This window comes from Micromonospora sp. CPCC 205558, from assembly GCF_036902955.1.
GTDB lineage: Bacteria > Actinomycetota > Actinomycetes > Mycobacteriales > Micromonosporaceae > Micromonospora.
The window spans coordinates 376,857-390,937 of record NZ_JBAKHR010000002.1 but is presented as its reverse complement, the minus strand read 5'-3'; the positions used below and the strand labels follow the sequence as shown (position 1 = coordinate 390,937).

Below are 14,081 nucleotides of genomic sequence, written 5' to 3'. Positions count from 1 at the left end.
CAGCCGGATCGGCGGTGGGGTGCGGCGCGGGGCCCGTCTCGGGCTCGGCGGCACCCTGCTCTGCCGGCGGCGCGGGACGTTGCGCGGGCACCACGAGCCGGTCGCTGGCCGCCCCGGGGCGGCCCTCGGTTGGCAGCCCGGGCGGTGCGCTCACCGGTGTGGGGCGTGCCGCGGGCGGTTCGAGACCGGGGTGGTGGACGCCGTTGACGCCGTCCGGGGTGGGCACGCCGTTGACGCGGTGGCCGTTGGCGCGGGCCGGCGGCTCCGGGTCGTCCGACCGCCCGACCAGCGGCGATGGCAGGTCCCCATGTCGGGTCGAGGAGGTCCGCCAGCCCGACGCGGGGTCGGGCTGCCAGCGCGACGCCTCGTCCCGGGCGTCCTCGCGGTCGGCGGCTCGCGGCCACCCACCCGCCGGAGGCGCCCACCCGCTGACGGAACGGCTCGGGTCGTCGTGCTGACCCGCTCCGTCACCGTGCTCTCCCGGGGTGGCGGCTCCGGGTTGCCCTATTTCACTCACCGCGCGCTCCTTGGTCGCCCCCGCTGAGGCTACCGTGTGCCGAGAGTGGCGATAAGTTACAGCGGCGGGCCATTTCCACGACGGAGGTCACGGGCCTCGCCCGGTCTGGGGGGAAAATGCCGGCTCGTACGGAGAACTCGGAGGATCCCATGACCGCTGCGGGGAACGGTGCACAGACCGCTGGCCGGCCGACCCGCCTGCCTCGCTCCGCGCGTCGTAAGCAGCTTCTCGCTGCGGCGCAGGAGGTGTTCGTCGCGCAGGGCTACCATGCCGCCGCGATGGACGACATCGCCGAGCGGGCCGGGGTCTCGAAGCCGGTGCTCTACCAACACTTTCCTGGAAAGATGGATCTCTACCTGGCGCTGCTCGACACGCACTGTGACGCCATCGTCGCTCAGGTGCAGGACGCGATGCGCAGCACCAGCGACAACAAGGAGCGGGTCGGCGCCTCGGTGCGGGCGTACTTCGACTTCGTCGACCACGAGAGCGAGGCGTTCCGGCTCGTCTTCGAGTCGGATCTGCGTAACGACCCGGCGGTGCGGCAGCGGGTCGAGCGGGTCGAGCAGGGCTGCATCGCGGCGATCACCGACACCATCATCTCCGACACCGGGGTGAGCCGGGCACACGCCGAGTTGCTCGCCTCCGGGCTGGTCGGGGCCGCGGAGACGGCCGCGCAGTTCTGGCTGGCCGGCGGGCGGCAGGTGCCGAAGGCCGAGGCGGAGGCATTGGTGGCCGCGCTGTCGTGGCGGGGCATCGCGAGCTTCCCGCTGCAAGGTGAGTCAGCCTGACCGTCGACCCCGTGATCGGATAGCCTTCGCAGGGCGGTTCTTTCGCCCCAGTTGAGGAGGCACAGTGGAGGTCAAGATCGGCGTGCAGTACGCGCCGCGTGAGCTGGTACTGGACAGCGCGCAGTCGCCGGCCGAGATCGAGCAGATCGTGACCGACGCCTTCGCCGGCAACGGCGGCACGCTCTCCCTGACCGACGAGAAGGGCCGACGGGTCATCGTTCCGGTCGAGAAGGTCGCCTACGTCGAGATCGCCGAGGCGTCGCCCCGGGCGGTCGGGTTCACCGTCCGCTGACCGGTCCGGCCATCGCGGCAGGTCGGCACTCGGCCACCTGCCGCAGGCCGGCACCGGCTTCGACCAGCCGCGCGGTCAGTTGTTCAGCCCGGCGGCGACCATCCGTGCGGTGTGCGCTGCGGTGAGCCTGCCGAACAGCCCCGACACGTCGACCCGGCCGTCCCGCGCGATCAGCGCGGTGAGCGCGGCCCGCTCGGCGGCGACCCGGCCGGCCTGGGACAACGCCTCTCCGACCAGCCGCCGGGCCCACATCGAGAGCCGACCAGCCACCCGGGGGTCGTCGGCGACCGCCACCCGGATCTCCGCCGCGGCGAAGTCCGCGTATCGGGAGTCGTGCAGGACGTCCAGCACCAACGCCCGGTCGGGTTCCTCCAGCGCGTCGGCGATCTCGCGGACGAAGTCGTCGGTGATCGCGTCACCGACGTACGCCTTGGTGACCACTTCCGCCCAGTCCCGTGGCTCCGTCGAGTCGTGGTATGCCTGCAACGGCTCGACATAGGGCGCCATCGCATCCTCCGGCGGTACGCCCAGCGCGCCGAGCCGGTCGGCGAGGCGTCGGTAGTTGGCGATCTCGGCCGCGGCCATCCCGTTCAGCGCGGCGCGTCGGCGCAGGTCGGGAGCGAGCCGGGCGTCGCCGGCCATCCGCTCGAAGGCCAGCAGCTCGCCGAAGGCGACGAGGCCCAACAGGTCGGCGACGGCGAAAGCAGACACGAGCGGCAGGCTATCGGGTGGCCGCCCTCCGCGCCGCCCCGGCCGATCATGGAGTGGCGCTGCCCCACTAGGGGTGTTTAGAGCCTTTTGCCCACCACCACAACTCGATGATCGACGCGGCCGGGGACGGGGCGGCGGGGCGGGGCTGCGGCGGCGGATGCGTGAGCCTGTGTGGCATAGGTCACACTTGCGTGCCCCGCGTGACTGGTGGCCGGAAGGGAATCGGGACGGGGCCAGGCCTGTTCAGGTAACATGGAGCAGTTGCCGTGGGCGCCGATCTGATCGAAGCTCAGCCTGCGGCGCGCGTGCGGCCCGGTCCGGCTCGGCAATCTGCCGTCGACCGTGTGGCCCGCGTCATACCGAACGCGCCCTGAGGACAGGACGGGCGCACCCACGAGAGGGCACCCCCACATCCACATGAGCGACCTGACTCAAGATTTGCTGGACGGCCAGGAACTGGCCCCCACCGCCCCGGTTCGACCGGAGGCCCCCACGTTCGCCGCCCTCGGCGCCCGCGCCGAGACCGTCGAGGCCCTGGCCTCGGCCGGCATCACCCGCGCCTTCGCCATCCAGGAGTACGCGATTCCGATCGCGCTGCGCGGCGTCGACCTGATCGGTCAGGCGCCGACCGGCACCGGCAAGACCCTCGGCTTCGGCGTACCGCTGCTCGATCGGGTCTTCGCCCCGGGCGAGGGCAGCGACGGCGTCCCCCAGGCGCTGGTCGTCGTCCCCACCCGTGAGCTCGGCATCCAGGTCGCCAAGGATCTGGCCGCCGCCGGCCGGACGCGTGGCGTCCGGGTGCTGCCGATCTACGGCGGCGTGGCGTACGAGCCGCAGATCGACGCGCTGCGCAAGGGCGTCGAGATCCTGGTCGGCACCCCCGGCCGGCTGATGGACCTGCAGAAGCAGAAGCACCTCCGACTGGACCGGGTGCACGCACTCGTCCTGGACGAGGCCGACCGGATGCTCGACCTGGGCTTCCTCGACGACGTCGAGAAGATCCTCGCGATGCTTCCGGAAGACCGGCAGACGATGCTCTTCTCGGCCACCATGCCGGACCCGATCGTCACCCTGTCGCGGCGTTTCCTGCGCCAGCCGATGACGATCCACGCCGGGCACACCGCCGAGACCGGCCCGTCGCCGCAGACCCAGCAGCTGGTCTACCGCACCCACTCGATGAACAAGGTCGAGGTGGTGGCGCGCATCCTCCAGGCGGAGGGGCGTGGGCTAACCATGATCTTCACGCGTACCAAGCGGGCCGCCGACCGGGTCGCCGAGGACCTCGACTTCCGCGGGTTCGCGGTTGCCGCGGTCCATGGTGACCTCGGCCAGGGTGCCCGCGAGCGGGCCCTGCGAGCGTTCCGGGCCGGCAAGATCGACATCCTGGTCGCCACCGACGTCGCGGCCCGGGGGCTGGACGTCACCGGCGTCACCCACGTCATCAACTACGACTGCCCGGAAGACCAGGACACCTACACCCACCGGATCGGTCGTACCGGTCGGGCCGGCGCGACTGGTGTCGCGGTGACCTTCGTCGACTGGGACGACATGCCGCGCTGGCGGATCATCGACAAGACCCTCGGTCTGGAGATGCCGGAGCCGCCGGAGACGTACCACACGTCGCCGCACCTCTACACCGACCTGCACATCTCCACCGAGGTCAGCGGCACGCTGCCCACGGCCGAGCGCACCCGGGCTGGGCTGTCCGCCGAGATCGAAGAGGATCTGGGCGGCACGACCCGCTCCCGCCGGGGCGACAGCGGCGGTCGTGGCCCCCGACGCGGTGAGAGCCGCGGCGAGGGTCGCGGCGAGGGTCGCGGCGAGCGCCGTGGTCGGGGCGATGGCCGTCGCGACCGCTCCGACGCCGGCGCGCCGGCCGTCGCCGAGGCACCCGCAGCCGACGCCGCCGACGAAGGCACCCGTACCCCCCGCCGCCGGCGTCGCCGCCGGGCCGGCGAGGTGGTCGCGGGCGAGACCACCGCGGTGATCTCCGCCGACGCCGGCCCCGCCGAGCAGGCCGCCGGGTCCGACGGCGAGCCGTCCAAGCCGCGCCGCCGCCGACGCCGCCGTGGTGGCGGTTCCGGTGCGGGTACGCCGGCCGAGGCGACCGCGGACTGACCACCAGCCACACCTGACATCCCCCGCACCGCCTCGCGCGGAGCGGGGGATGTTCCCTTCTCCCACCCCACCTGCCGAAGATGGAACGATGCCGCAACCACTGGACGCCGCCCTGACCGAGGTTCGGGCGCTGCTGCTCGACCCCGCGCTGACCCGGGCGGTCGCCGCCGGACGTCGCCGCGGGCGCCGCCCCACCGTTGAGCGGGCCGAGCTTCGGCCGGTGACGCTCAAGGCCGGGCCCCGGATGCAGATCACCACGTCCGACGGCGCTCGCCCGTACACCCGCAACCTCGCCTCCGGTCCCGAGGCCGCTGCGGCGATCGACGAACTGCTCGCCGAGCCGTTCGGCAACTGGCACGTCGAGACGGCCGACGCGACCCTCCAGCTGCGGGTGACCAAATCCGGCGAAGCGCAGGTGCACCGGGCCGCGACGTCCCGTACATCGGCGACGCCCACCGGAAACGACCGGGCGAAGGAATACCTGCTCGACCCCGGTGACCCGATCTTCGCCGAGATCGGCGGCTCGGCGGCCAAGCGCCGCCAGGTGGACGCGTTCCTGCGGGCCCTGGCCGCGACCCTGCCCGACGACCTGACCGGTCCGCTACGGGTGGTCGACCTGGGCTGCGGCAACGCCTACCTGACGTTCGCCGCGTACCGCTACCTGACGAGTCGAGGGCTCGACGTCCAACTGGTCGGCGTGGACGTCCGGGAGGACCAGCGGCGGCGCAACACCGAGCTGGCCCAGCGGCTGGGCTGGGCCGACCAGATCAGCTTCGTGGCCGGAACGATCGCCGACGCCGTCGTCGACCCCACCCCGGACCTGGTGCTGGCACTGCACGCCTGTGACACCGCCACCGACGAGGCGTTGGCCCGCGCGGTGCGCTGGGAGGCCCGTTGGGTGCTGGCCGCGCCGTGCTGCCACCACGATCTCGCCAAGCAGCTCCGCGCCCACCCCGCCCCTACCCCGTACGAGCTACTGACCCGGCAGGGCATCCTGCGCGAGCGCTTCGCCGACGTGCTCACCGACGCCCTGCGCGCCGGACTGCTGCGGGTGCACGGGTACCGGGCCGAGGTGGTGGAGTTCGTGGACTCGCAGCACACGCCGCGCAACCTGCTGATCCGCGCACGTCGTACCGGTGCCGGGCCGACCGAGTCGCAGCGCGCGGAGTACCGCGAGCTGGTGGACCAGTGGCAGGTCACCCCCCGGTTGGAGACCCTGCTGGCCGCCGGCGAGGCGTCCGCCGCCTAGGGCGGTCAACGCCGACGGTCCCCGCGGTCCCGGCGACCGCTGCGCTCGCTGCCACCCCGGTCGTGGACGGACACCCGTTCGGGACCGGGCCGTTGGGCGGCCCACTCACCGTCGCCCGGGGCGATCGGGAACGGCACGACCTTGCCCCCGGCCTCGGCGTTGCCGGCCGCCGCGAACGCGTTCCAGGAGATGTCCACCAGCAGCTTCTTCACCTCGGCGTGCCGGGTGGCGGCGTTGTGTTGCAACGCCATCCGGGCACCGAGCAGGACCGCGACCAGTGTGGTGGTGATGGTGCCGGTGGCGGCTAGCACCTGCAGACCGGTCGCGGAGTCCGTGCGGAGCACCAGGACCAGCAACCAGATCCAGAACGCGGCAGCGAAGACGCCGGCCTTGGCGACGAAGAAGAGGCTCACCGCACCGGGCTGGTACGGCTGGGGGCGGCTCGATTCGGCCATGGTGCTCCTCGGCGGTGGTCCAGTCGGATGCGGCAGGCGAAAGACAAATGTCGGGATGGGCACCGAGCTTAATCGAAGAACGATGATGATCGCTCGATGCAATTTTCGTTCTGCACACGTGCTTGCAGAGAAAGTCTCATCCACGGGACAGTTTGTGCGGTCAGTCAATTGTTTCCGGCGCTGGGCGTACTACCCTCGGAAGGCGCATCGTCCCGGTGCTCCGGCAGGAGGGGAAGACACGCAGGGATGGGATCAGCCGAGGTATCACCGCAGATGGCCTTCGCCCGCTTCGTCCGGCGCGCCATCGATGACGCTCGCGACGAACGTGGCTGGACCGTGACTGACCTTGCCTCGCACACGGGCGTGGGTCGCTCCACAGTGTTCCGCTGGCTGGCCGGTGACTGGCAGGACTATCCCGAGTTGGCCAAGGTGCGTGGCTTCTGCGCCGCACTGGATCTGCCGGTCGCCGCCGCGTTCCGCGCGCTCGGGCTGCCCGACGCCGGCCCCGCGCCCCGCCGACGCCACGACGACGGCCCGGTCGAGGCGGACGTCCGGGCCATCCTGGACCGGCTGGCCGACCCGACGGTCCCCGCCGAGGAGAAACACCACATCCGCGACCTTCTCCGCTACCTGGCCCGCCGCCCCATCCGCCGAGCCGGCTAACCCCACCCCTCCCCTCCGAAGAGCGGTTGACCATGAAGTTATTGCCGCCCGGCACGGCGTGTCAGGGCAATAACTTCATGATCAACGCCGAGGGGGTGGGGAGGGTGGGGGTTAGGGGACGGTTAGGGTCAATTCGGCGGTTTGGACTTTGGCGTTGACCTGGAAGTCGAGGTAGAGGCGGTAGCGGCCTGGGCTGGGAATGGTCAACCAGAACTTGATCTGACCGTCCACCAACTCGGTCTCCGGGTGCACGTGCAGGTAGCCGAGATCGCCCTCGCGCAACGCCACCAGGTGCCCGTACGCCCCGAGGTACCGCTCCAGCGGGGCGGCACCACCAGCACCGTCGACCCGGAAGGTCAGCGGCACTGTCGTCCCCACCTGCGGAGTGCCCTGGTAGCCGACGGTGAAGCCGTCCACGGTCGTCGAGGTGGCCGGCCCCGGCAGTGGACGGGGGCGGTAGTCGCCGGGCGCCACCAGGTCCGTGCCGAGGGTCACCGCGGTCTGCGCGCCGTTGTCGGCAACGACTGTGAAATCGGCGTACGCCCGCCAGAGGCCGGGCTGCGTGAGGGTCAACGGCACCGACCAGGTGCCGTCCGTCGCCATGGTCGGATGCAGGTGCTGGTAACCGGTCAGGTCCCGCCGGACGACGATGAGGTGCATCGGCTTGTCGTGCACGATCGCAAACCGGGTGACCGGCCGGCGCTGCCCGTCGCGCACCTGGAAGCGGAGCTGACCGGGGCGACCCGCCTCGAACTCGGTGGCCAGGGGGGCCAGGGTGAGCCCGGCCGAGCTGACCGCCAGACCGCCCGGCTCGGTGGCCGCGCCCTGATCGGCGGCCGTGGCCAAGCCGTGGCTGTGTGGCGCGACGCCCGGCGGATCGGTGTGCTCGGTTGCCAGCGAAGGGCTGCCGGGGGCGGCACCGTTGGCGTTCAGCCGGCCGAGGCCGAAGCCGAGCAACACCGCCAGCACCAGCCCGCCGACCATCAGCGCCAGCCGGAGAGTGCTCTGATCCGGCCCGGCAGAGACCTCATCGACGAGCGGCGCCGCAGACACCTGATCAGGAACCGGCGCCGCAGACACCTGGTCAGCAACCGGCGCCGCAGGCACCTGATCAGGAACCGGCGCTGCGGAGAGCTGGTCAGGCACCGCCAGCGCCCAGCGGGTAGCCGGCCTCGTCGCCGGCGGTCACGTCCGTGACGGCGTCGGCGCCGCGGGTGACGGGCTGCTGGTCGGTCATACCGCCCACGTTACCGCCGTCGGCGACCGGGCCAGGCCGACGCCCGGACGGCGTGGCGACCGTCGCATTCAGCGGCGCCCGGGAACTTCCGCCGACCGAGCGGAGCTGAGCCCCGACCTCAGACGCGGCCGAGCGGAGCTGAGCCCCGACCTCAGACGCGGCCGAGCGGAGCTGGGGCCCCAACCTCAGACGCGGCCGAGCGGAGCTGAGCCCCGACCTCGGGCACGGCCGAGAGGAGCTGGGCCCCGACCTCGGGCGCGGCCCGCCGTCGACGGCAGCGGGTCAGCCGGCCACGGCGAGGGCGAGCGGGAGCACGTCGGTCGCGCCCGCCCGCCGCAGTGCCCGGGCCACCAGCGTCATCGTCCAGCCCGAGTCGATCAGGTCGTCCACGAGCAGCACCGGGCCGTCCAGCCCGGCCAGCGCGTCGGCCAGGCCGGTCGGCACGGTGAAGGTGTCGTGCAGCGCGCGTACCCGTTGGGCGCTGTTGCCGCGCGGCCCGGCTGGCCCGCCGGGGCCGGCCGCGGTGACCTCGCCGAGCAGCGGCAGCCGGCCCACCGTGGCGATCCGCTCGGCGAGCGAGCCGAGCAGCCGCGGCCGCCGCCGGGAACCGACAGCGACCACCGCCACCGGCCGGCGGGGCCACGGGTCGTCGCCGTGCGCCCACGCCTTCAGCACCTCCACGACCGCGCCGGCGACGTCGTCGGGCAGCGGCGCGTCCGGCGCTTCCGGGCCGACGAGAGCACGCAGCCGGCCACCCCAGCCCAGGTCGGACAGGCGCCCGACGGCCCGGCCCGGCAGCGCCTGCTCCGCGGGGGCGATCCGGCCCTTGAGGGGTACGCCCACCGCGTCCAGCCCGGTCGGCCAGAGCTTCTTCGGCGCGATCTCCACACCGGGTCGGCCCAGGAAGGTCTGCGCGGCGGCGAGCGCGGCCGTCGACACGTCGGCGGCGAAGAGGGGGTCGGCGCACCTGTCACATCGGCCGCAGTCGGCCGCCTCGGTGTCGTCCAGGCGTTCCCGTAGATAGCGCATTCGGCAGTCGGACGTGGTCGCGTACTCCCGCATGGCCTGTTGCTCGACGGTGCGCGCCTCGGCGACGCGGCGCAACCGTGCCTCGTCGTAGACCCACGGCTCGCCGGTGGCGAGCCAACCGCCGCGCACCCGGCGGACCGCGCCGTCCACGTCGAGCACCTTGAGCATCAGCTCCAACCGGGCCCGGCGCAGGTCGACGAGGGGTTCGAGGGCCTGGGTGGAGAGCGGACGGTCGGTGTGCAGGGCGGCCAGCACGGCGCGGACCTGTTGCTCCGGTGGGAACGCCAGCGAGGCGAAGTAGCGCCAGATCGCGGCGTCCTCGACGCCGGGCAGCAGCAGCACCTCGGCGTGCTCGACGGCACGGCCAGCACGGCCGACCTGCTGGTAGTAGGCGATGGGCGACGGCGGCGCGCCGAGGTGCACGACGAAACCCAGGTCGGGCTTGTCGAAGCCCATGCCGAGGGCGCTGGTGGCGACCAACGCCTTGATCTTGTTGTCGAGCAGGTCCTGTTCGGCGGCCCGCCGGTCGGCGTCGTCGGACTGACCGCTGTAGGAGGCGACCGGGTAGCCCCGGGAGCGCAGGAACTCGGCCGTCTCCCCCGCCGCCGCCACGGTCAGCGTGTAGACGATGCCCGAGCCGGGCAACTGGTCCAGGTGGTCGGCGAGCCAGGCCAGCCGGTGCGCCGGGCTGGGCAGATCGAGCACACCGAGGCGCAGCGACTCGCGGTCGAGGGTGCCGCGCAGGATGAGGGCGTCGCCCAACTGCTCGGCCACGTCCTGGGTGACCCGGGCGTTGGCGGTGGCGGTGGTCGCCAGCACGGGGGTGCGCTCGGGCAGCTCGGCGAGGAACGTCCGCAGCCGCCGGTAGTCCGGCCGGAAGTCGTGGCCCCAGTCGGAGACACAGTGCGCCTCGTCGACCACCAGCAGGCCGGTGGTGGCGGCCAACTTCGGCAGGACAGTGTCGCGGAAGTCCGGGTTGTTGAGCCGCTCCGGGCTGATCAGCAGCACGTCCACCGCGCCGGTCTGGATCTCGGCGGTGATCTCGTCCCACTCGTCGAGGTTCGCCGAGTTGATCGTGCGGGCCCGGATGCCGGCCCGAGCGGCCGCCTCGACCTGGTTGCGCATCAACGCCAGCAGCGGCGAAACGATGACCGTCGGCCCGGCCTGTGCGCCCTGTCCGGCCTGTGCGCGGTCGCGGAGCAGGGCGGTGGCCACGAAGTAGACCGCGGACTTGCCCCACCCGGTGCGCTGCACGCAGAGCACCCGCCGCCGGTCGACGACCAGTGCCTCGATGGCCCGCCACTGATCCTCACGCAGCCGGGCATGGTCACCGGCCAGCCGGCGCAGCACCGCCTCGGCCCGCTCCCGCACCCCTGCCCGCTCTGCTGTCTCCACCCGACATGTCTACCAGCGCCGCCCGCCAACCCCGTGATGATCGACCCCGTCGATCATGAAGTTATCGCCACTCGACACGGCGTGTCATGGCAACAACTTCATGATCGACGGGGGCGGGGGCGGGGGCGGGGCAGGGCGGCGGGGGCGGGGCGTCAGGGGCGGGGGCGGGGGCGGGGGCGGAGGCGGAGGGAGCGGGTTAGGTGGGACAGGCGGGGGGCCAGGCTGGTCATGCCTCCGGGGAAGAAGTAGACGGCCAGGATGAAGACCGTGCCGAGGACGAAGAGTGGCTGGCTCAGCGGACGGCTGAGCACGGCCGGCAGGTTGTCCACCGCGTCGCTCGTGCCGAACGCGGTGAGCCGGTGGTCCAGGTACATGTAGAGGACGCCGCCGAGCACCGGCCCCCACCGGGTGCCCGGCCCGCCGAGCACCACCATCACCAGCAGTGACAGGGTCAGCTCGGAGGACGTGATGTGCGGTGAGGCGCCGCCGACGATCAGGACGTAGACCACCCCGCCCGCCGACGCCAACCCGCCAGCCAGCGTGAACGCCACCAGCTTGTAGCGGTACGGGTCCAGCCCGAGCACGCCGATCCGCCGCTCGTCGTCGCGCAGCCCGGCGAGCACCCGTCCGGTCGGCGACCCGCTCACCCGGTGCACCACGAAGACCACCAGGGTCAGGTACGCCAGCGCCAACCAGTACAGGTTGACCGTGTTGGTCACCCCCACCAACCCGGCGGGCAACCCGGACACGTCCAGCGGCAGACCCTCCTCGCCACCGGTGAGCCCGCCGAAGTCCCGTGCCACCAGGATCGCCCCGACCTGGGCGAAGGCCAACGTGACCATGGCGAATGCGATGCCCACCGTCCGCAGCGCCACTGCGCCGAGCAGCGCCGCGAGGATGGTGCCACCGGTGACGGTCAGCAGCGCCGCCTGCCACAGCGGCAGACCTGCCCGGGTGATGAGGATGTCGGTGCCGTAGACACCGGCGGCGAAGTACAGCGCGTGCCCGAAGGAGAGCATCCCGGTCCGACCGAAGAGCAGGTCGTACCCGGCCGCCAGGCCGCCGAAGATCAGGCAGATGGCGAGCAGTTGCAGGGTGCCGGGTGAGTTGACCGGCCCCTCGAAGATCCCCGGCAGGGAGATCGTCGAGTACGGCAGGATCGCCAGCACCACCAGCGCGACCAGCGGCAGGAACGGGCGGACCCGGTGCACCCGGCCTGGTCGCGGCGCGGTGGGCGCCGGTGCCGGGGTCACGTCGAGAAGCGTCATGCCGTTGCCACCTTTCCGGCGATGCCCTGCGGACGCAGCAGCAGCACCACGGCCAGCAGCCCGACCACGCAGATGTCGCCCAGCCCGGACGTGCCGTAATAGTTGACGAACTGCTGCACCAGACCGACCACGACCGCCGCGTACGCGGAGCCGACCACCGAACCCATCCCGCCGATCACCACCACGATGAACGCGAAGATCAGCAGCGAGCCGCCCTGCCCGGGCGAGACGGTGCCGAAGTAGACCCCGCCGAGCGCACCGGCGAGCGCGGCGGCCGCCCCACCGATCGCGAAGACCAACGTGAACGCCTTGCGGACGTCGATGCCCAGCGCGGTGACCATCTCCCGGTTCTCCACCCCGGCCCGGATCACCAGGCCGTACCGGGTCCATCGAAGGAACGCCAGGATCGCTCCGAGCACCAGCACCGCCGCGATGATCAGCAGCAGGCCGCCGTTGGGCACCTGAGCGCCGAGGATCCCGGTCACCTGCCGGGTCCAGTCCGGGCGCGGGAACGGCCGGGCGTCCGCGCCCCAGGTGGCCTGGAGCAACGCCACCCCGGCCAGCGACAGCCCGACGGTGACCAGCACCTGTTCGATGGTGCGGGAGTACAGCGGGCGGATCAGCACCAACTCGACCAGGATCGCGACGAGTGTGCCGGCGGCCACCCCGAAGGCGACCGCGAACACGAAGCCGAACCCGTCCGGTCCGGCGCCCGGCAGGTTGCCCGCCGCCCACCAGGTGCCGTACGCGCCGACGCCGAGGAACAGCCCGTGCGCGAAGTTGAGCACGTCGGCCAGGCCGAAGACCAGGGACAGGCCGGAGGCGACCAGGAAGTACAGCGCCGCCAGGCCGAGCCCGGTCAACGCCAACAAGATCACGGTGCCCATCAGTGCTTCACCTCCGCCGAGCCGACACCGAGCAGCGACTTCGTCAACGCGGTCTCCAACAGCAGCTCATGGGCGTCGCCGGTCCAGGCCACCTTGCCGGCGGCCAAGACCACCGCGTCGCGAGCCAGCCGGCGTACGACTGCCAGGTTCTGTTCGACGAGCAGCACCGGCACCGACTCCGCGACCCGTTCCAGCACCTCGGCCACCTCGGTCACCACCTTCGGCGCCAACCCCTTGGTCGGCTCGTCGACGAGCAGCAGCCGGTTGTCGTTGAGCAGCACCCGGCCGATGGCGAGCATCTGCTGCTGCCCGCCGGAGAGCGAACCGGCCCGTTGCCGTCCGCGCCGGTCCAGCTCCGGGAAGAGCGCGAAAACCTTGTCGTACGCGGGAGTGGTGCCGCGCCGCTCGGCGAGCCGCAGGTTCTCGGCGACGGTGAGGCCGGCGAACACGCACCGGTCCTCGGGCACGTAGCCGAGCCCACCGCGGACCAGCCGGTGGGTGGGCCGGGCCAGCAGGCTCTGCGCACCCATCCGGATGGTGCCGCGCACCTCTCCGGCGGGTGGGGTGAGGCCGACGATCGCGCGCAGCGTGGTGGTCTTGCCGACGCCGTTGCGGCCGAGCAGAACGGTCACGCCGGTCGGGGCGACCGTGAAGGACACCCCCTGGAGGATGTGCAGCCCGGAGATCCGGACCGACAACTCCTCCACACTGAGGATCGGTTCGATCATTAGAGCGACTCCCCCAGGTAGGCCTCTTGCACGGTGGGGTTGGCCATCACCGTCTCCGGGGTGTCGCAGGCCAGCAGCGCGCCGTGGTGCATGACGGCGATGCGGTCGGCCAACTCCAGGATGACGTCCATGTGGTGCTCGACCATCAGCACCGCCCGGCCGCTGTCACCGGTCAGCGACTTGATGACGGCGACCAGCTCCGGTACGTCCTCGGCGCTGACCCCGGCCATCGGCTCGTCAAGCAGCATCACCCTCGGTTCGCCGGCGAGCAGCAGGGCGATCTCCAGCTTGCGCTTCTCGCCGTGGGCCAGGGTGCCGGCGAGGGCCGTACCCCGGTGGGCGAGGCCGACCCGGTCGAGCGCCGCGTCGGCGGCGGCGGCGACCTCGCGATCGGCCGCCGCCCGCCGCCACAGTGCCATCGAGCCCCCGCGGTGCGCCTGCACGGCGAGCCGGACGTTCTCCCGCACGCTCAGCGAGCCGAAGACCGAGGACGCCTGGAAGGTACGGCCCAGTCCGAGGCGGGCCCGTCGGTGCGGCGCGAGCGCTCCGATGTCCTGCCCGTCCAGGGTGATCCGGCCCTCCGTGGCCCGACGCAGGCCGGTGATCAGGTTGAACAGTGAGGTCTTGCCGGCGCCGTTCGGCCCGATCACGCCCAGGAACTCTCCGGGCGCCAGGTCGAGGTAGACGCTGTCGACGATGGCGACTTCACCGATCCGCCAGGTCAGACCGCGGGTGGCGAGCATG

Annotated in this window: 13 protein-coding genes; 5 read left to right on the top strand and 8 right to left on the bottom strand. The window is 72.3% G+C overall.

What is annotated here, in order from left to right:
• Window positions 1-666 precede the first annotated feature (666 nt).
• Together V6U86_RS04215 and V6U86_RS04210 are read left to right on the top strand one after the other, a co-directional pair.
• Window positions 667-1,305, top strand: coding sequence for a TetR/AcrR family transcriptional regulator (locus V6U86_RS04215; RefSeq protein WP_124772722.1), 639 nt, complete (start codon window positions 667-669; stop codon window positions 1,303-1,305).
• Between the two features lie 64 nt (window positions 1,306-1,369).
• A complete protein-coding gene (locus V6U86_RS04210) occupies window positions 1,370-1,597 on the top strand; it encodes a DUF3107 domain-containing protein (protein WP_030329796.1) in 228 nt (75 codons plus the stop codon).
• Window positions 1,598-1,672: 75 nt separating this feature from the next.
• On the opposite strand, the gene V6U86_RS04205 is transcribed toward V6U86_RS04210, so the two are convergent.
• The gene (locus V6U86_RS04205) at window positions 1,673-2,308 is read right to left on the bottom strand and encodes a ferritin-like fold-containing protein (RefSeq protein ID WP_334498579.1); all 636 of its coding nucleotides are present in this window, start codon (window positions 2,306-2,308) and stop codon (window positions 1,673-1,675) included.
• 417 nt (window positions 2,309-2,725) lie between these two features.
• On the opposite strand from V6U86_RS04205, the gene V6U86_RS04200 reads away from it, so the two are divergent.
• Together V6U86_RS04200 and V6U86_RS04195 are read left to right on the top strand one after the other, a co-directional pair.
• A complete protein-coding gene (locus V6U86_RS04200; protein WP_334498577.1) occupies window positions 2,726-4,426 on the top strand; it encodes a DEAD/DEAH box helicase in 1,701 nt (566 codons plus the stop codon).
• A gap of 88 nt (window positions 4,427-4,514) precedes the next feature.
• On the top strand, window positions 4,515-5,675 hold the full coding sequence (locus V6U86_RS04195; protein WP_334498575.1) for a class I SAM-dependent methyltransferase: 1,161 nt from the start codon (window positions 4,515-4,517) through the stop codon (window positions 5,673-5,675).
• Window positions 5,676-5,680: 5 nt separating this feature from the next.
• On the opposite strand, the gene V6U86_RS04190 is transcribed toward V6U86_RS04195, so the two are convergent.
• Entirely contained in the window at window positions 5,681-6,130 is a 450-nt protein-coding gene (locus V6U86_RS04190; RefSeq protein ID WP_334498573.1) for a hypothetical protein, read from the bottom strand.
• Window positions 6,131-6,376: 246 nt separating this feature from the next.
• Here V6U86_RS04190 and V6U86_RS04185 point away from each other — a divergent pair, with 246 nt between their 5' ends.
• On the top strand, window positions 6,377-6,793 hold the full coding sequence (locus tag V6U86_RS04185; RefSeq protein WP_030329791.1) for a helix-turn-helix domain-containing protein: 417 nt from the start codon (window positions 6,377-6,379) through the stop codon (window positions 6,791-6,793).
• Window positions 6,794-6,904: 111 nt separating this feature from the next.
• Here V6U86_RS04185 and V6U86_RS04180 read toward each other — a convergent pair whose 3' ends face one another.
• The 6 genes from V6U86_RS04180 to V6U86_RS04155 all read right to left on the bottom strand — a co-directional run bounded on the left by V6U86_RS04180 (window position 6,905) and on the right by V6U86_RS04155 (window position 14,080).
• Window positions 6,905-7,846 (bottom strand): hypothetical protein, encoded by a 942-nt coding sequence (locus V6U86_RS04180; RefSeq protein ID WP_442934874.1) that lies wholly within the window; start codon window positions 7,844-7,846, stop codon window positions 6,905-6,907.
• Window positions 7,847-8,312: 466 nt separating this feature from the next.
• Window positions 8,313-10,454 carry a RecQ family ATP-dependent DNA helicase gene (locus V6U86_RS04175; RefSeq protein ID WP_334498570.1) on the bottom strand — a complete coding sequence of 714 codons (2,142 nt, stop codon included), beginning with the start codon at window positions 10,452-10,454 and terminating at the stop codon, window positions 8,313-8,315.
• Window positions 10,455-10,606: 152 nt separating this feature from the next.
• Complete coding sequence (locus V6U86_RS04170) at window positions 10,607-11,722, bottom strand: branched-chain amino acid ABC transporter permease (RefSeq protein WP_334498568.1); 1,116 nt, start codon at window positions 11,720-11,722, stop codon at window positions 10,607-10,609.
• On the bottom strand, window positions 11,719-12,609 hold the full coding sequence (locus tag V6U86_RS04165) for a branched-chain amino acid ABC transporter permease (RefSeq protein ID WP_124815814.1): 891 nt from the start codon (window positions 12,607-12,609) through the stop codon (window positions 11,719-11,721). Before V6U86_RS04165 ends, V6U86_RS04170 begins: the two co-directional genes overlap by 4 nt.
• On the bottom strand, window positions 12,609-13,337 hold the full coding sequence (locus tag V6U86_RS04160; protein ID WP_334498565.1) for an ABC transporter ATP-binding protein: 729 nt from the start codon (window positions 13,335-13,337) through the stop codon (window positions 12,609-12,611). Before V6U86_RS04160 ends, V6U86_RS04165 begins: the two co-directional genes overlap by 1 nt.
• Entirely contained in the window at window positions 13,337-14,080 is a 744-nt protein-coding gene (locus V6U86_RS04155; RefSeq protein ID WP_334498563.1) for an ABC transporter ATP-binding protein, read from the bottom strand. The genes V6U86_RS04160 and V6U86_RS04155 overlap by 1 nt, the downstream gene beginning before the upstream one ends.
• Window position 14,081 lies beyond the last annotated feature (1 nt).